The following is a 15,582-nucleotide window of genomic DNA, read 5'->3' as shown; positions in this document are numbered from 1 at the left end:
CTTCTGATAAGAGCGTTTTCGAGGGGGTGCACGCAAAGCCTGAGCACCAAAAGCTTGCCTTGTAGCCAAGCTTTTGCACCCTCACGATCCGTCTTTTTAAGAGGCCCTAAATGGAGCAAAGACTTCAGACGCTTAAAGCCAATTCGATTTGCCAGCGATGGCTGGTATAACTCTAGAATGTCGTGAGCATCGGGCTCAGCCAAGGTTCCTGAAACGCGCTGGCCTTTGTATGAGACCTCTGCACCCCAAGAATTTTTGCTTCTTTTGCGGTAGGTAGGCATAGAAAAGGAGAAGAGAAGAAAATTGTCGTATTTAAGATAGTGGTTACGACAAATCACGTCAAGATTTTTCCTAATTCCTTTGCGGAGCAATCCGCTTACAGGCCTTATTTATATAGATTTCTGCAGATTTCTTTATTTTTTTATAAGTTCTGCAAAATAAGAACTGGTGCCGGCTGCAGGACTCGAACCCGCCACCTGATGATTACAAATCAACTGCTCTACCAGATGAGCTAAGCCGGCAAGGCCCGTATTGTAACGCATCTCAGACAATTTGGTAGATTAATTTGTTCCGCAATTCTGCCTTACCTCGTAGGCGTTACTAGCTTACCTTTACGGTGCCGCACATATCTTTGCGTCATCTTTTCATCAGAATAGAGGCTAGGATCGAGGGCAAACCCCGCCCTACTTTACAACCTTAAGATGCGACCGCCCGCTTTTTTTCTTGCCGCTGCTATCCCTTGGTTTCTCTTGAACTAAGTCTGCACCAGGCGGGAGTTCGTTCGATACAACGGATAAATCAGGATTTCCCGCACTAGGCGCATCTGATGCCTGCTCCGCTGATGATGCCTCTACCGGGAAAGCCATGCCTTGGCCATTTTCTAAGGCATAAATAGCCAACACATTATCAACCGGTATTTCTATCTTATGCGGGCGGCCGGAGAATCGAGCGTTGAATTCAATCCAATCATTGCGCATGTGCAAACCGTCTGTTGCGCTAAAACTGATATTGAGCACAATTTTACCGTCGCGCACAAATTCACGTGGAACCATAACGTGATTGTCCACACTCACGACCACATGTGGCGTGTAATTGTTATCGGTGCACCACTCATACAGGGCACGCAGTAAATAAGGTTTCGTTGATATAGCTTGCTGCATTTGACATCCTTGAAATCGTCAGTGCGTCTGCTTTGGCAAAACGCACTGAGACTATATACATACGCGGTCCAAAGCTGGATTAACGGCGCATCACCTTTTCAGAAGGGGTCAAGGCTTCAATAAAGGCGGGGCGACTAAAAATCCGTTCAGCGTACTTCATCAGCGGCGCTGTGTTCTTTGAAAGATCAATGCCGAAATACTCTAGCCGCCATAGCAATGGCGCAATGGCTACGTCCAACATTGAAAAATCTTCGCCCAACATATATTTATTTTTAACAAAAATCGGCGCTAATTGAGTCAACCGATCACGAATCGCTTGACGCGCTTTTTCATAAATTTTGTCGGTTGAGCGGCCTTTAGCTGTCTCAAGCGTACTCACATGCACGAACAATTCTTTTTCAAAGTTGTATAGGAAAAGACGGGCGCGCGCACGCTGCGCTGGATCCGATGGCATGAGCTGCGGGTGCGGGAACCGCTCATCAATATATTCATTGATGATATTTGATTCATATAAGATCAGGTCACGTTCTACTAGAATCGGGACTTGGCCATATGGATTCATCACTGAAATATCTTCCGGTTTATTGAAAAGATCAACATCACGGATTTCAAAATCCATCCCTTTTTCAAATAAGACCACCCGGCAACGCTGGGAAAACGAACACGTCGCGCCGGAATATAAAATCATCATTTTTTGCTTTCCTTAAAAAACCAGAGGGCGGCACTGCTGCCCATTTACTTCACTTCTCGCCCCTGCGAAAATTTTAAACCATACAGCTGGATTATGACTATTTTAAATCACTACAGATTCACTCTAATCCAGCATAATTCGATTGCGTCATTGCTATTTAACATCTTTCCAATAGTTTACATTCAAGCGCCAAGCGAACAGGCTGAGTACGCTCAAAAACAAGATAACCCATACGCCAAGCCGCCTACGCTGCTGTTGCACAGGCTCAGCCATCCAACTTAAATAGGCGACTAAATCAGCCACGGCTGAATCATAATCGATCGCAGATAAAGTGCCAGAGGTAAGTTGCCGATAACCGGAAAATTCCAAGATAGTATCAGGTGTGCTATTGTCCTCTTGGCTTTGTAGTGTGCGCTGGCCTTGTAGCTGCCATAATACATGGGGCATTGCAACATTCTCAAATAGCCGATTGTTCCAGCCAGTAGGCCGACTATCATCCCGATAAAAGCTTCTTAAATAGGTATATAGCCAATCACGCCCACGCGCCCGAGCGATCAAGGATAAATCAGGCGCATCCGTGCCAAACCATGCTTTAGCATCGTCTACCCGCATGGCAATATGCATCATATTGCCCACTTTATCCATTGTGAACAGTAAATTGTCTTCAACCTCTGGGGCAGAAATACCAATATCGCGCAACCGACTATAGCGCATTTGGTTCGCACTATGGCAATTTAAGCAGTAGTTGACAAAAAGCCGAGCGCCGCGCTGCAAAGCCGCTAGGTCCCGCGTGCGATCTGGGGCTCGATCAAGTGGGATAGTTTGCTCATTTGCCATGGCTGAAGTCATGGCAATCACAGCCAATACCAATATTGAGACCAGTGTTTTCATTTAAATCCGCCTTTTTAACGACCTACTCACGCTTTACGTGAAAAAGTGACCCGCTCCGGCACAGGTTTAAAGACACCACGCTGGCTCCAATAGGGCATGCTGAAGAAAAAGGCGAAATACAGCAGCGTGCAGATTTGCGAAATCACGTTAGCCACTGGCGACGGTGGCTTGGTGCCAAGCACGCCCAGAATTACGAATACAAAAACAAATAGCGCATACAGAATTTTATGGAAAAAAGGCCGGTAGCGGATCGATCTTGCTGGGCTACGGTCTAGCCACGGCAGAAAGAATAAGGTCATGACCGCTCCACCCATGATAACCACGCCCCAAAGCTTGGCTTCCGTTACCCTCATAGCGGCAATCACAAGCGCTGCGACAACTGCTGAGATTGCCCTATATTTAAGCGTGCGGGCCCGCACTACGCCGCCTAATCCAATTAGGCCAAGCACGATCATTAAAATGAATTTGAAATCATCGGTGGTCGCGCGCAGCATTGAATAAAATGCGGTGAAGTACCAAACCGGGGCGATTTCAGTCGGTGTTTTTAATGAATCAGCCGGCACAAAATTATTGGCTTCGAGAAAATACCCCCCCATTTCTGGCGCGAAAAAAACAATCGCGCTAAAAATCATCAAAAAGATCGACACGCTCATTAAATCATGGACTGTGTAGTACGGATGAAATGGCACTCCATCAAGCGGCACACCCCGCGCATCTTTTTTGTCTTTGATCTCAATCCCATCTGGGTTATTCGAGCCCACTTGGCGCAATGCAACCAAATGCAAAACAACTAACAGCAGCAACACGAGTGGGATTGCGATCACATGAAAAGCGAAGAAACGATTCAGCGTTGCATCACTCACCACATAATCGCCCCGAATCCACAATGCCAGATCAGGGCCGATCCAGGGAATCGCCGAAAAAAGGTTCACAATCACCTGCGCGCCCCAATAGGACATCTGTCCCCACGGCAATAGATAACCAAAAAATGCTTCGGCCATCAAACATAAAAAAATCAGGCAACCTAAAATCCAAACGAGTTCGCGTGGCTTGCGGTATGAACCATATAAAAGCCCGCGAAACATATGCAAATACAGCACAACAAAAAACATGGAGGCGCCCGTCGAGTGCATATAGCGAATTAGCCAACCCCATGGCACTTCGCGCATGATATATTCAACCGAAGTAAATGCAAGCTCGGCGGCCGGCTTGTAATTCATCGTCAAAAAGATGCCGGTCACGATCTGGATCACCAAAACCAGCAACGCGAGCGAACCGAAGAAATACCAAAAGTTAAAATTCTTTGGCGCGTAATACTCTGATAAGTGATTTTTCCAAAGAGTTGTCAATGGAAAACGACGATCAATCCAACCTAAGATGCCGTTGCCTTGGTCTGAAACTTCAGAGGTAGGTTGAACCGATTGCTTGAAATCATGCGGGGTCATTTAGGCCTCTCCTTTTTCGTCTTTCCCAATCACCATGCGGGTCTCTGAGAGAAACATGTAAGGAGGCACATCGAGATTTTGCGGGGCAGGTTTATTTTTAAAAACGCGGCCCGCAAGATCAAAAGTCGAGCCATGGCAAGGACAGAGCCAGCCACCGGGCCAGTCGTGAGGCAAGCTAGGCTGCGGCCCGGTCTGAAAGCGCGGCACCGGCGAGCATCCCAAGTGAGTGCAAATACCAATTAAAACCAGGATATTAGGATGCTCAACGCGCGCCCTATATTTGTTTTTACAGTAATCGGGCAGAGGTATTGAGAAAGGATTATGCGTATCGGGATCAGCAATCATCGCGTCAGCTTTGTCTACATCCGCCAACATTTCAGCGCTACGATTGATAATCCATACCGGTTTGCCACGCCAAGCAACGGTCATCACTTCACCCGTTTGCAAGTGACTAATATCCGCCTCGACCGGCGCCCCAGCCGCTTTAGCCCGCTCCGAGGGCGCCAAAGACCCTACCAAAGGCGCTACCGCCGTTATCCCCCCTATGCCGCCTGCGACTGAAGTCGCAATCAACCAACGCCGGCGGCTGCTATCCACCGGTTTTTGTTGTTTGTCTCGCATTATGTACCCCCGTTTTTTACGCCGGATTCTGCTTCTTTTTTGATTATACCAATCAGCTTAAGCAAGGACCATGCCTAAGTCTGTGGGGAAATTTTCGTGGCCCTGAGCTAGCGCCTAGTTCAAGTTGTTTGCTGAGGTGCGTCAGCAAAATTTATGGCATAAGGCATCAGCCTAGATACGGCTTTACTTAAACTGGATTATCAATATCTATAAAGAAATGTTCAATCTTAAAAACGCTCGCCAAATGCGCGCCTAATGCTTGCACGCCATAACGTTCTGTCGCATGATGGCCCGCAGCTAAATAAGCAACGCCGCTTTCGCGTGATAAATGCGTGGTGGACTCAGAGACTTCACCACTCAAATAGAGATCAGCGCCCGCTTCAATCGCATCATGAAACAAACCCTGCGCCGCTCCAGTGCACCATGCCACACGCCGCACCGTCTGCTGGGCCTCACCCAACACCAGTGGCAGCCGACCGAGTCGATGGCCAACCTGGGCCGCGATTTCCGCCACAGTAACGGGGGTTGGCAAGTTCGCCAGCCAGCCTAAATCATTGGCCCCAAAATGCCCATCCGCCACCCAACCTAAGCGGGCCCCTAATTGAGCATTATTGCCTAGCTCACGATGAGCATCAAGCGGTAGATGATAAGCCAATAGATTAATGTCATGGGCCAAGAGCAGACGCAAGCGCCGATATTTCCAACCCGTGATAGGCAACGCCTCGTTTTTCCAGAAAAAACCATGATGCACCAAAACTGCATCTGCGCCCCAGGCAAGTGCAGCTTCAAGTAAAGCCAACGAGGCGGTGACGCCGGTAGCAAGCTTGTTAATCTGTGGGCGGCCTTCAACCTGCAACCCATTCGGGCAGTAATCTTGAAAACCATCGACCGCCAATAGTCGCTTCAAGTACAATCCAAGTTCAATTCGATCCATATTAGCTCTAATTCCTGCCCATGCTTAAACGTTTCTGGCTTCTCTTCGCGCAAGCAGTGACTCTGCTTTTGGCGCTTTTGTTTATTGTCGCCACCTTAAAGCCAGAATGGCTACAAAGGCAAGGGGTATTTAGCTCACCACCCGCCTCGTCGATTGTCGCCTTGCGTGAAGCTGCGCCCACCGCTCATCTGCGTAACCAATCAGAGTGGTCTTATGCAGATGCTGCACAAAAAGCCATGCCAGCCGTGGTCAATATCTTTTCAAGCGCAGACACTCCCCCGACTCGAGATCCCCGCATGGAAGATCCGCTGTTTCGCTATTTCTTCGGCGACAATGGCGGCCGGCGGCCACAAGAGCAACCCGCGTCAACTTTAGGCTCAGGCGTCATTGTCAACTCAGAAGGGTATATTCTAACCAATGATCATGTGGTCGATGGCGCTGATGAAATTGAAATTGCACTGGCGGATGGCCGCAATGCGCCAGCCAAAGTGATTGGCACAGATCCAGAAACCGACCTTGCCGTCTTAAAAGTTAACTTAGCGGATCTTCCGGCCATCACGCTGGGCCGCATGGAAGAAGCACGTGTGGGCGATGTGGTACTCGCTATCGGCAATCCCTTCGCGGTCGGGCAAACTGTCACGATGGGGATTATCAGCGCACTCGGGCGCAACCACCTGGGCATTAATACCTTTGAAAACTTCATTCAAACCGATGCGCCGATTAATCCCGGCAATTCTGGCGGCGCATTAGTCGATGCCAATGGTCATTTAATCGGCATTAACACGGCGATTTATTCAGCTTCGCGGAGTGGTGGCTCATTGGGCATCGGTTTTGCGATTCCCGTCTCGACCGCGCGCAGTGTGCTGGAAAGCATTATTGCCACAGGCTCCGTTACGCGCGGCTGGATCGGCATTGAACCACAAGATATTACGCCAGAAATTGCCGAATCATTTGATCTAGAACGTAAATCCGGCGCCATTGTCGCTGGTGTGTTGCAAAGCGGCCCTGCTCATAAAGCCGGCATCCGCACAGGCGATATTCTGGTGAGCGTCAATGGCACGCCGATAGAGGACACGACTCAACTGCTAGACGTCATTGCACAAATTAAACCCGGCGCTGAGGCAAAACTGCATATTGTGCGTAAAAATAAGCCGCTAGATATTACAGTGGAAATTGGCAAACGACCCCTGCCACCTAAAAATGCACACCCCGCACAATAGCAAGAGGCGCTAAGCAGTGGGCTTTTTTGCAACCAAAACGCGCGCTGCAAGTAAGCCCATTTCATACAGGACAATGAGTGGCACCGCCAATAAAAATTGCGACAGCACATCTGGCGGGGTCACAATAGCCGCAATAATAAAAGCGCCAACCATAATATAAGGCCTAATTTGCTTAAGTTTATTTAAGGTCAGCACCCCCATGCGCACGAGTAGCACCACCACGATGGGTACTTCAAACGCGATACCAAACGCTAAAAACAGGTTAAGCGCAAAGCTTAGGTAATGGTCAATATCGGTTGCCATTTGCACCCCAAGCGGCTCGTTATAATGTGCCATAAGCCGGAAAATGGCAGGAAATACAAAGAAATACGCTAACGCCATCCCGCTTAAAAATAAGGCGTAACTACTCCCTACCAGCGGTATGACCAGTTTTTTCTCATGCTGATATAGCCCTGGCGCGATAAACGCCCATAATTGGTAAAGCACAAACGGCAAAGCGATGACCAATGCAACCAGCAGCGTCACTTTAATCGGCACAAAAAATGAGCCCGTCACATCCAGCACAATCATTTTGCCATCTTTAGGCAAGTTAGCCAGTAACGGACGCACCAGGAGCCGGAAAATATCCGGGGCCCAGTAAATCAGTCCAATAAATACAATGAGTACGGCAGCCCCTGCCCGCATCACCCGACTGCGCAATTCGACCAGATGAGAAATAAAGGTATCTTCGCCTGCTGGCGTCGGTTGAGGATCGTTCACGCAAATGTCAACAAATAGGGGAATCGTTAGAAAGAACGAGGTAAATTTGCGGGTTTGGGTTTGTAACGCACCATACGCGCCGCAGTCGATTGCAGGTATGCTCGCTTACGGGCCGCACGCTTATACCAACTCGGCAAAACGGCTTGTTTAATGCGCCAGTTACTCCGCTTGGGCGAGGTTGCTGGCCGCCTAAAGTTTTGCGGGGAGGATGGCGTCACTGCGTCATAGATAGCCTGCTCTTCCTGACGCACCAGGTGCGCCAAATCAGCCTGCATTTTCTGCAGCTCTTCGACTTCAAGCTCTCGGCTCACTTCAGCTTTGACATCGCTTATATAGCGCTGAGCGCGCCCAAGCAGTGTCCCCACTGTGCGCGCTGCCCGCGGCAGACGTTGCGGCCCAAGCACAATCAGCGCAACCACACCAATCAGGGCTAACTTTGCCAGACCAAGATCGAACATATAAAATAAAGAGCCGATTTACTCTAGCGATATAAATCGCGTTCTAGAGGCTTATTTTTTGCATCAGACGGAGTGGCATCAAGGCCGGGTAAGGTTTGTTGTTGACTCTTAGCCGGAGCTTGCTCGCCGTTACGCATTCCCTCTTTGAAACCCTTAATCGCGCTCCCCAGATCATGGCCGATATTACGCAGCTTTTTAGTGCCAAAAACCAGCACAATAATCAAAAGAACGATAAGCCAATGCAAAGGGCTGCCTAAACCTGTAAACATAATCATTTTCCTCTTACGTCGGTATGCTGCGCGCAATCTGAGGATTTACCCCATATGCGACCACGGCCCAGGTCCACCAAGAATGTGTGCATGTAAATGATATACCTCTTGTCCCCCGCCTGGACCGGTATTAATCACCGTACGAAAACCTGTACTCTCTCCAGTATAGCCAACTCCGAGCTGCGCTGCGAGCCGCGGCAATAATGTCATCATTCTACCCAGCAGCGGCGCCTCTTGCGGACCGCAATCAGAAAGCGTTTCAATATGTTGACGCGGAATCACCAGCACATGCACTGGCGCAGCCGGCCGGATATCATGGAAAGCATAAAACTCATCATCTTCATATACCTTCTTACTGGGTATTTCACCAGCGGCAATCTTGCAAAAAAGACAATCGTTGTGATTCATGGCGTCCTAAAATAAATCATGCGTGTGTGAATCCGATATAAATTCTATCTGATGGAATTTTAGACAGACTTACGGTCATTTAAACGGAGCCAGCCTTTAATCACCCTGTACACCACCCATAGCATACTGCCCCACAATATTAATTTGCCAATGAATATGCCATTGAATAATAGACTCAATATCAACAAACCCAAAGACCACCAAAAAGTGCGGATTTGCCAACTAAAATGACTGGCATAGAAGGTGCCATTTGTCTCGCTACGCTTAATGTAATTAATAATCACCGCAATCACGCCCGTCACGCCGATTAACAAGGAAAGCGCATAAAGCCCGTACAGGACATGCGTCAGCGTCCGTAAACGGCGTTCTTGCTCATGCGAAAGTACGCCACTTCCTGCAAACGTTAACTCATTTCCAAATTGATCTTGACTCATGGTTCAGTTTTCCAAAGTGTGTAGATTTCCGATGCGAAGGCTAATCATTAAGGATTAACCGCCACTCAGTATAGAAATTTATGCGTTATCACCCGCCCGCGCCAGCGCTTTACGCAACGCTTTTTCGTCGAGTCCGGAAATGCCTTCACGGCGCTCTAATTCAGCGAGCACTGCCGCGGGGCTCAGGCCAAAATGGGCAAGCATGACCAAACCATGGAACCATAAATCCGCCACCTCACCGATCAATTTTTCAGGCGCCGCGCCGTGCCGCAGATCTTTTGCCGCCATGACAACTTCCGTGGCCTCTTCGCCAATTTTTTTTAGAATCGCATCATCACCTTGCTGAAAAAGACGGGCGATATAGGAGTGTTCTGCGGAGCTGGTTTTGCGCGTATTGATCAGGGCGGCTAAGCGCAGCAAAATATCATTGGATAGGATAGTGTCGTTTTCAGGCATTTGAACTTTTCTCCGAAGCGTTCAACACAGGCTCAACAATCGACCAATTATAGTCATTTCGCGTCGTCTCTAATTTTTGAAAGAAGCACGAGTGGCGACCTGTATGACAGGCGATACGCGCGACTTGTTCAACCTTAAGCAACAACGCATCTTGATCGCAGTCAAGCCGCAATTCACGTACATATTGTATATGGCCCGACTCCTCTCCTTTCAGCCAGAGTTGTCCGCGCGAGCGCGACCAATAAACAGCACGGCCTGTTTCAGCAGTTTGTAGCAACGCCGTACGGTTCATCCAGGCAAACATCAGGATGTCATTACTGCCAATTTCCTGCACAATGACCGGCGCTAAACCCCGCGCATCCCATTTCACTGCTTCAAGCCAAGCCGCTTCCATTCATCGCCTTAAGGGGTTATACGCAGTCAGCCAAGCGCGCAACTTCAAGTTGGCGCTGATCATTTATCTAATGCTTAGATTCTTACCGAAATACCTTGGTCAGCCATAAAGCGCTTGGCCGCGCCAACGGTGGCTTGACCATAATGAAAAATACTGGCGGCAAGCACCGCGTCAGCATGTCCCTGCGCGATGCCATCCACGAGATGTTGCAAACTCCCTACGCCACCTGAAGCAATCACCGGCACTGACACCGCATCGGAAATAGCCCGCGTGAGTTCAAGGTCAAACCCTGCTTGGGTACCATCACGATCCATGCTGGTTAATAAAAGTTCACCCGCACCCAGTTCGGCCATTTTACATGCCCACGCTAATGCATCGAGTCCAGTTGCACGGCGCCCGCCATGCGTAAAAACTTCCCACCGAGGCGGCGCGCTCTCATCTGATGCGCGTTTTGCATCGATCGCAACAACAATACACTGCGCGCCGTATTTTGTACTCGCTTGCGCCACCAGTTGAGGGTTCGCAATTGCCGCTGAGTTAATGCTGACTTTATCCGCTCCAGCATTTAATAAGCGACGTATATCGGCCACCGTACGCACGCCCCCCCCTACCGTTAACGGAATGAAAATCTGCTCGGCCACCGCTTCAATGACAGGCAAAATTAGATCGCGCTCATCGGAGCTCGCCGTAATGTCTAAAAAAGTCAACTCATCTGCGCCCGCAACGTCATAGCGACGGGCAATTTCAATCGGATCGCCAGCGTCGCGCAAGGTCGTAAAATTCACTCCTTTAACTACGCGGCCTGCGTTTACATCAAGACACGGAATAATGCGCTTAGGCAAGGCCATAGTAGAAGCATCAGCCTGTTAGTTTATCCGCCCGACTTTGCGCCGCAGCGAAATCGAGCTCACCGGTATAGATTGCGCGCCCGCAAATGACGCCTTCAATCCCTTGCTCTTCAACTGTGCACAGAGCTTCAATCTCCGCTAAGTTCGCTAACCCGCCACTGGCGATCACGGGGATCTTAACCTTCTGCGCAATTTGCACCGTAGCCTCGAGATTGATCCCCTGCAACATGCCGTCCCGGCCAATATCTGTGTAAATCAAAGCCTCGCAGCCATAGTCTTCAAACTTGCGCGCCAGATCGATGGCTTCGTGACCGCTGAGTTTACTCCACCCATCGGTTGCCACTTTGCCTGCTTTTGCATCAAGGCCAGCAATGATATGACCGTTAAATGCACTACATGCCTCACGTAAAAAACCCGGATTTTTGACTGCCGCAGTGCCAATAATGACATACGATAACCCATCATCCAGATAACGCTCGATGGTCCCAAGGTCACGAATCCCGCCCCCAAGCTGAAGCGGGATCTCTTCACCTACTTCACGGATAATGGCCCGAATCGCCGCCTCATTCTTTGGCTTGCCCGCAAAAGCACCATTTAAGTCAACCAAATGCAAACGGCGCGCACCTTGATTGACCCAGTGGCGGGCCATCTTTGCCGGTTCGGTAGAAAACACCGTCGTTTGTTTCATATCGCCTTGTTTTAGGCGCACACATTGTCCGTCTTGCAGGTCGATGGCGGGGATCAATAACATAGCAATCTTAAGCAGATAAGGTTATGGGGTCCAGTGGAGAAAATTGTAGTATAGCTGTAGCCCTGCAGCGGCACTTTTTTCCGGATGAAATTGGGTAGCGAAAATATTATCACGTGCAACCGCAGAGGTAAAAGGCGCGCCATAAACCGTTTCGCCAATGGTACAGATTGGATCAGCGGGCGCAACATAATAGCTATGCACAAAATAAAAAAAACTATCATCTGCAATGCCTTTCCACAGCGGATGCGGCGCCGTCTGGCGCACCCGATTCCAGCCCATATGAGGTACTTTAAAGCGCGAGCCATCATCCTGTAAAGCGCCGTCAAGCGCAAAGCGAATGACCTGACCGGGAAATAATCCAAGACCACGCGCATGACCTTCCGCACTCCAATCGAACAACATCTGCTCACCGACGCAAATACCCAGCAGGGGTTTAGAGCAAGCCGCTTCTAACACCGCCTCCGTCAAGCCCGCCGTATGCAGGGCGTGCATGCAATCAGGCATAGCACCTTGGCCCGGCAACACAATCCGCTGCGCTGCGCGCACCCCTTCAGGTCGAGTCACAATCTCGACTTGGGCCTCCGGCGCAGCCTGCCTTAACGCTTGCGCCACTGAGCGCAAATTGCCCATACCATAATCAATAATGGCAACGGAAGTTTTCATGACAAAATGCACACAGCTTGTAAAAAGTAACTCAAATTCTGGCTGCCGTTTCAGTCAGGCAACCTTTGGTAGATGGAATTTGCCCAGCCGCACGCGGATCAAGTTCAGCCGCCATTCTAAGTGCGCGGCCAAACGCTTTAAATACGGTTTCGATCTGATGATGCGCGTTGATACCTCGTAAATTATCAATATGGAGCGTCGCGGCGGCATGATTAACGAAGCCACGAAAAAATTCAATGGTTAAATCAACATCAAAATTTCCTACGCGCGCACGCGTAAATGGCACATGAAACTCAAGCCCGGGACGTCCAGAAAAGTCTATTACGACGCGTGATAAAGCCTCGTCGAGCGGCACATAGGCATGTCCATAGCGACGAATCCCGACTTTATCGCCGATTGCGCGTGCCACGGCTTGGCCCAGTGCAATGCCAATGTCTTCAACCGTGTGATGATCATCGATATGCACATCGCCCTGCGCTTCAACTTCCAAATCAAGCAAGCCGTGACGGGCAATTTGATCTAGCATATGATCAAGAAACGGCACGCCAGTATTGAGTTTCTGCTGACCCGTGCCATCCAAATTAAGCTTCACAAAAATATGTGTTTCGCTAGTATGACGAGTGATTTCTGCGTGACGCATTTTGCTTTCTTGGTTTTCAGTATAGAATCAAATTCAGAGGTGAATTAATCTCAATTTCTGCATGCTTAAATTTCAGCCAGCGCCGTCTTCAGCGCGCCTAAAAGTTGCTCATTCTCAGGCGGTGCGCCAACGGTTAAACGTAAGCAGTGCGAGAGCAGCGGATGCATTTTACTCAGGTTTTTGACTAATATGCGCTGTGCCAATAAGCGATCGAAAACGCGTTGCGCATCTGGCGTACGCACTAATAGAAAATTACCGGCGCTGGGGTATACCGTCAACCCAGGCAGCTGCGCTAATAATGTGGCAAGCCGCGCGCGCTCAGCGCGCAACAGCGCGGCTTGCTGATCGAATAATGTCAAATGATCTAGCAAGAATTCAGCCGCCGCTTGCGTCAATACATTCGTATTGTAAGGTGGGCGGACTTTGTCAATTTGCGCCAGCCAAGCCGGTGCGCCCACTAAGTATCCTAGGCGAATCCCGGCCAGTCCCAACTTAGAAAATGTGCGCATCACCAACACATTCTCAAATTCCGCAACGCGCCTCATCCAAGAGCGCTCAGCGAATGGCTGATACGCTTCATCGATCACCACCAAGCTCGCACGCGCTGCGCCGATGATTTTCTCAAGCGCGTCCGTGTCAAATAAAGTGCCCGTTGGGTTATTGGGATACGCCAAATAGACCAACGCTGGCTGATGTTGTTCTAGCGCTAAAAGCATCGCTTTTGTATCCAGCGTAAAATCATCCTTCAGCGGCACCCCAACAAATTCAAGTTGAGCCAGACGCGCCGTTTGCTCATACATGACAAAACTAGGCACCGGTGTCAGCACTTTCGCCCCAGGCCGGGCGCAGGCAACGGCAAGCATGCTGATAATTTCATCAGAACCATTGCCGAGCAGCACATCACAGCCTAACGGCACGTCCATCATGCGTTTCAATTTCTCAATTAAGGCGCTTGGATGCGGTGCTGGGTAGCGATTTAAGGCGATTTGACTCAATCGTTGCCCCAGCTCATGAGCGAGCGACTCAGGTAGCGGAAACGGATTTTCCATCGCATCGAGCTTAATGAAGCCGACCGCATCCGTCACGGCGTAACGCGCCATCTCGAGTATTTCAGGACGAATCAAACTCTCGGGGTTAAGCATAATGTATAGGGCGTAACACGCCCCCCAAAGCAGTTTTTTTCAGTGCCAGCATAGGATAAACGGAATCTAAAATAATCACCTTATCCGCCAACGCGCACTTTGCGCATGAGCTTGCAACCCTTCGCCTTCGGCCAGTTCGGCAGCAATCTTGCCAAGCGTTTGAGCACCTTGTTCACTCACTTCAATCAGGCTCGAGCGCTTAATAAAGTCATATACGCCTAACGGCGAGGAAAAGCGCGCAGTGCGCGCCGTAGGTAGCACATGATTAGGCCCAGCGCAGTAATCCCCTAGGCTTTCACTGCTATAAGGCCCCAGAAAAATGGCCCCCGCATGACGAATCTGCGGCAGCCAACAGCGCGGCTCGAGCGCAGAGATTTCCAAATGCTCAGGTGCGATCTCGTTAGCCAGCGCGCATGCCTCAGCCATATCACGCACTTTGATCAAAGCACCTCGTTTTTCAAGCGATTGTTTAATCACGGCTTGGCGCGGCAGCCCGGCTAACAAACGCTTCATCGCCTGCGCCACCTGCTCAATAAATTCTGCCTGTGGGCACAACAAAATAGCTTGCGCCAGCTCATCATGCTCAGCTTGAGAAAACAGATCAAGCGCAACCCAATTAGGGTCTGTCGTACCATCGCAAAGGATCAGAATTTCTGATGGCCCAGCAATCATATCAATCCCTACTGTGCCAAACACGCGGCGTTTAGCTGCAGCTACGTACGCATTGCCCGGCCCGACAATTTTATCTACGGCAGGCACCGTTTCCGTCCCATAAGCTAACGCTGCAATCGCTTGCGCCCCGCCTATGGTCCATATGCGCGAGACCCCGCTTAAATGCGCGGCCGCCATCACCAGAGGGTTTTGGACCCCATCCGGGGTAGGCACGACCATCATAATTTCACGCACTCCTGCCACTTGGGCGGCCAGCGCATTCATCAACACTGACGAAGGATATGCCGCTTTGCCGCCCGGCACATAAATGCCCACCCGCTCAAGCGGCAATACTTGCTGGCCTAATACCGTACCGTCCGCTTCGACGTACTGCCAACTGTGGCTGCCTGATTCAATTTTTTGTTTTTCATGATAAGCACGAATGCGCTGCGCAGCCGCTTCAAGCGCTGCGCGCGGTTCAGATTCAAGTCCGGACAGAAAATGTTCAAGCTGCGTTGCGTCAACTTCAAGCGCACTGAGATGAGCCGCCTCAAGCCGATCGAAGCGCTTGGTGTACTCCAACACGGCCACATCTCCACGGCTTTTAACATCCGCTAAAATATCAGCAACCGCTCGTTCAATCGCCTCATCTTCGTCTGCCTGAAAAGCCAGCAATGCACGCAGCGCGACTTTAAAATCACTCGCGCAGGTATCTAGCCGACGCAACTTTAAAGACATTTTCCCTCA

The 15,582-nt window shown here is 50.0% G+C and carries 20 protein-coding genes, 1 tRNA gene and 1 pseudogene; 1 reads left to right on the top strand and 21 read right to left on the bottom strand.

Going from position 1 to position 15,582, the window contains the following annotated elements; all coding sequences use genetic code 11:
• Positions 1-47: 47 nt before the first annotated feature.
• The 8 genes and pseudogenes from MPB2EB_RS08605 to MPB2EB_RS01520 all read right to left on the bottom strand — a co-directional run.
• Positions 48-157, bottom strand: a pseudogene (locus MPB2EB_RS08605) (transposase); the annotation flags it as partial.
• Positions 158-445: 288 nt separating this feature from the next.
• A tRNA-Thr gene (locus MPB2EB_RS01550) sits at positions 446-521 on the bottom strand.
• A 162-nt stretch (positions 522-683) separates the two neighbouring features.
• Complete coding sequence (locus MPB2EB_RS01545) at positions 684-1,160, bottom strand: ClpXP protease specificity-enhancing factor (protein WP_185182132.1); 477 nt, start codon at positions 1,158-1,160, stop codon at positions 684-686.
• 79 nt (positions 1,161-1,239) lie between these two features.
• Positions 1,240-1,851, bottom strand: coding sequence for a glutathione S-transferase N-terminal domain-containing protein (locus MPB2EB_RS01540; protein WP_185182131.1), 612 nt, complete (start codon positions 1,849-1,851; stop codon positions 1,240-1,242).
• A gap of 153 nt (positions 1,852-2,004) precedes the next feature.
• Positions 2,005-2,742: a cytochrome c1 gene (locus tag MPB2EB_RS01535; RefSeq protein ID WP_185182130.1), complete on the bottom strand. Its 738-nt coding sequence runs from the start codon at positions 2,740-2,742 to the stop codon at positions 2,005-2,007.
• Positions 2,743-2,768: 26 nt separating this feature from the next.
• A complete protein-coding gene (locus MPB2EB_RS01530) occupies positions 2,769-4,187 on the bottom strand; it encodes a cytochrome bc complex cytochrome b subunit (RefSeq protein ID WP_185182129.1) in 1,419 nt (472 codons plus the stop codon).
• Positions 4,188-4,808: a ubiquinol-cytochrome c reductase iron-sulfur subunit gene (petA, locus tag MPB2EB_RS01525; RefSeq protein ID WP_185182128.1), complete on the bottom strand. Its 621-nt coding sequence runs from the start codon at positions 4,806-4,808 to the stop codon at positions 4,188-4,190. It lies immediately after the preceding gene.
• A 187-nt stretch (positions 4,809-4,995) separates the two neighbouring features.
• Positions 4,996-5,742, bottom strand: coding sequence for a Nif3-like dinuclear metal center hexameric protein (locus tag MPB2EB_RS01520; RefSeq protein ID WP_185182127.1), 747 nt, complete (start codon positions 5,740-5,742; stop codon positions 4,996-4,998).
• A gap of 20 nt (positions 5,743-5,762) precedes the next feature.
• On the opposite strand from MPB2EB_RS01520, the gene MPB2EB_RS01515 reads away from it, so the two are divergent.
• Positions 5,763-6,962 carry a Do family serine endopeptidase gene (locus MPB2EB_RS01515; RefSeq protein WP_185182126.1) on the top strand — a complete coding sequence of 400 codons (1,200 nt, stop codon included), beginning with the start codon at positions 5,763-5,765 and terminating at the stop codon, positions 6,960-6,962.
• A gap of 9 nt (positions 6,963-6,971) precedes the next feature.
• Here the strand turns inward: MPB2EB_RS01515 and tatC are convergent, their stop codons facing one another.
• The 13 genes from tatC to hisD form a co-directional block, all read right to left on the bottom strand.
• Complete coding sequence (gene tatC / locus MPB2EB_RS01510; protein ID WP_185182125.1) at positions 6,972-7,721, bottom strand: twin-arginine translocase subunit TatC; 750 nt, start codon at positions 7,719-7,721, stop codon at positions 6,972-6,974.
• A gap of 26 nt (positions 7,722-7,747) precedes the next feature.
• Positions 7,748-8,179 (bottom strand): Sec-independent protein translocase protein TatB, encoded by a 432-nt coding sequence (gene tatB, locus MPB2EB_RS01505; protein ID WP_185182124.1) that lies wholly within the window; start codon positions 8,177-8,179, stop codon positions 7,748-7,750.
• A gap of 23 nt (positions 8,180-8,202) precedes the next feature.
• Positions 8,203-8,448 (bottom strand): Sec-independent protein translocase subunit TatA, encoded by a 246-nt coding sequence (tatA, locus tag MPB2EB_RS01500; protein WP_185182123.1) that lies wholly within the window; start codon positions 8,446-8,448, stop codon positions 8,203-8,205.
• A gap of 45 nt (positions 8,449-8,493) precedes the next feature.
• Positions 8,494-8,856: a histidine triad nucleotide-binding protein gene (locus MPB2EB_RS01495; RefSeq protein ID WP_185182122.1), complete on the bottom strand. Its 363-nt coding sequence runs from the start codon at positions 8,854-8,856 to the stop codon at positions 8,494-8,496.
• 59 nt (positions 8,857-8,915) lie between these two features.
• The gene (locus tag MPB2EB_RS01490) at positions 8,916-9,290 is read right to left on the bottom strand and encodes a hypothetical protein (RefSeq protein ID WP_185182121.1); all 375 of its coding nucleotides are present in this window, start codon (positions 9,288-9,290) and stop codon (positions 8,916-8,918) included.
• A gap of 78 nt (positions 9,291-9,368) precedes the next feature.
• Positions 9,369-9,746, bottom strand: a complete 378-nt coding sequence (locus MPB2EB_RS01485) for a phosphoribosyl-ATP diphosphatase (protein ID WP_185182120.1) — start codon at positions 9,744-9,746, stop codon at positions 9,369-9,371.
• Positions 9,739-10,140, bottom strand: coding sequence for a phosphoribosyl-AMP cyclohydrolase (gene hisI, locus MPB2EB_RS01480; protein ID WP_185182119.1), 402 nt, complete (start codon positions 10,138-10,140; stop codon positions 9,739-9,741). Before hisI ends, MPB2EB_RS01485 begins: the two co-directional genes overlap by 8 nt.
• A 74-nt stretch (positions 10,141-10,214) precedes the next feature.
• Positions 10,215-10,988, bottom strand: a complete 774-nt coding sequence (gene hisF / locus MPB2EB_RS01475; protein WP_185182118.1) for an imidazole glycerol phosphate synthase subunit HisF — start codon at positions 10,986-10,988, stop codon at positions 10,215-10,217.
• Positions 10,989-10,998: 10 nt separating this feature from the next.
• Positions 10,999-11,739 (bottom strand): 1-(5-phosphoribosyl)-5-[(5-phosphoribosylamino)methylideneamino]imidazole-4-carboxamide isomerase, encoded by a 741-nt coding sequence (hisA, locus tag MPB2EB_RS01470; RefSeq protein WP_185182117.1) that lies wholly within the window; start codon positions 11,737-11,739, stop codon positions 10,999-11,001.
• Between the two features lie 21 nt (positions 11,740-11,760).
• A complete protein-coding gene (gene hisH / locus MPB2EB_RS01465; protein WP_185182116.1) occupies positions 11,761-12,402 on the bottom strand; it encodes an imidazole glycerol phosphate synthase subunit HisH in 642 nt (213 codons plus the stop codon).
• A gap of 31 nt (positions 12,403-12,433) precedes the next feature.
• Positions 12,434-13,042, bottom strand: coding sequence for an imidazoleglycerol-phosphate dehydratase HisB (gene hisB / locus MPB2EB_RS01460; protein ID WP_185182115.1), 609 nt, complete (start codon positions 13,040-13,042; stop codon positions 12,434-12,436).
• Positions 13,043-13,107: 65 nt separating this feature from the next.
• On the bottom strand, positions 13,108-14,184 hold the full coding sequence (hisC, locus tag MPB2EB_RS01455) for a histidinol-phosphate transaminase (protein ID WP_185182114.1): 1,077 nt from the start codon (positions 14,182-14,184) through the stop codon (positions 13,108-13,110).
• Positions 14,185-14,259: 75 nt separating this feature from the next.
• Positions 14,260-15,573, bottom strand: a complete 1,314-nt coding sequence (hisD, locus tag MPB2EB_RS01450) for a histidinol dehydrogenase (protein ID WP_185182113.1) — start codon at positions 15,571-15,573, stop codon at positions 14,260-14,262.
• Positions 15,574-15,582: the final 9 nt, after the last annotated feature.

Origin of the sequence: Mycoavidus sp. B2-EB, assembly GCF_014218255.1 — a bacterium.
Classification (GTDB): domain Bacteria; phylum Pseudomonadota; class Gammaproteobacteria; order Burkholderiales; family Burkholderiaceae; genus Mycoavidus.
This window is presented reverse-complemented; position numbering and strand designations above follow the sequence as displayed.

What these genes read in the sequence shown, in the direction of transcription:
- MPB2EB_RS01490 (WP_185182121.1), bottom strand. Translation starts at nt 9,290, where the DNA reads ATGAGTCAAGATCAATTTGGAAATGAGTTAACGTTTGCAGGAAGTGGC.
- hisF (WP_185182118.1), bottom strand. Translation starts at nt 10,988, where the DNA reads ATGGCCTTGCCTAAGCGCATTATTCCGTGTCTTGATGTAAACGCAGGC.
- MPB2EB_RS01540 (WP_185182131.1), bottom strand. Translation starts at nt 1,851, where the DNA reads ATGATGATTTTATATTCCGGCGCGACGTGTTCGTTTTCCCAGCGTTGC.
- MPB2EB_RS01515 (WP_185182126.1), top strand. Translation starts at nt 5,763, where the DNA reads ATGCTTAAACGTTTCTGGCTTCTCTTCGCGCAAGCAGTGACTCTGCTT.
- hisD (WP_185182113.1), bottom strand. Translation starts at nt 15,573, where the DNA reads ATGTCTTTAAAGTTGCGTCGGCTAGATACCTGCGCGAGTGATTTTAAA.
- petA (WP_185182128.1), bottom strand. Translation starts at nt 4,808, where the DNA reads ATGCGAGACAAACAACAAAAACCGGTGGATAGCAGCCGCCGGCGTTGG.
- hisI (WP_185182119.1), bottom strand. Translation starts at nt 10,140, where the DNA reads ATGGAAGCGGCTTGGCTTGAAGCAGTGAAATGGGATGCGCGGGGTTTA.
- hisH (WP_185182116.1), bottom strand. Translation starts at nt 12,402, where the DNA reads ATGAAAACTTCCGTTGCCATTATTGATTATGGTATGGGCAATTTGCGC.
- MPB2EB_RS01485 (WP_185182120.1), bottom strand. Translation starts at nt 9,746, where the DNA reads ATGCCTGAAAACGACACTATCCTATCCAATGATATTTTGCTGCGCTTA.
- hisB (WP_185182115.1), bottom strand. Translation starts at nt 13,042, where the DNA reads ATGCGTCACGCAGAAATCACTCGTCATACTAGCGAAACACATATTTTT.
- MPB2EB_RS01545 (WP_185182132.1), bottom strand. Translation starts at nt 1,160, where the DNA reads ATGCAGCAAGCTATATCAACGAAACCTTATTTACTGCGTGCCCTGTAT.
- hisC (WP_185182114.1), bottom strand. Translation starts at nt 14,184, where the DNA reads ATGCTTAACCCCGAGAGTTTGATTCGTCCTGAAATACTCGAGATGGCG.
- hisA (WP_185182117.1), bottom strand. Translation starts at nt 11,739, where the DNA reads ATGTTATTGATCCCCGCCATCGACCTGCAAGACGGACAATGTGTGCGC.
- MPB2EB_RS01495 (WP_185182122.1), bottom strand. Translation starts at nt 8,856, where the DNA reads ATGAATCACAACGATTGTCTTTTTTGCAAGATTGCCGCTGGTGAAATA.
- tatB (WP_185182124.1), bottom strand. Translation starts at nt 8,179, where the DNA reads ATGTTCGATCTTGGTCTGGCAAAGTTAGCCCTGATTGGTGTGGTTGCG.
- MPB2EB_RS01530 (WP_185182129.1), bottom strand. Translation starts at nt 4,187, where the DNA reads ATGACCCCGCATGATTTCAAGCAATCGGTTCAACCTACCTCTGAAGTT.
- MPB2EB_RS01535 (WP_185182130.1), bottom strand. Translation starts at nt 2,742, where the DNA reads ATGAAAACACTGGTCTCAATATTGGTATTGGCTGTGATTGCCATGACT.
- tatA (WP_185182123.1), bottom strand. Translation starts at nt 8,448, where the DNA reads ATGTTTACAGGTTTAGGCAGCCCTTTGCATTGGCTTATCGTTCTTTTG.
- MPB2EB_RS01520 (WP_185182127.1), bottom strand. Translation starts at nt 5,742, where the DNA reads ATGGATCGAATTGAACTTGGATTGTACTTGAAGCGACTATTGGCGGTC.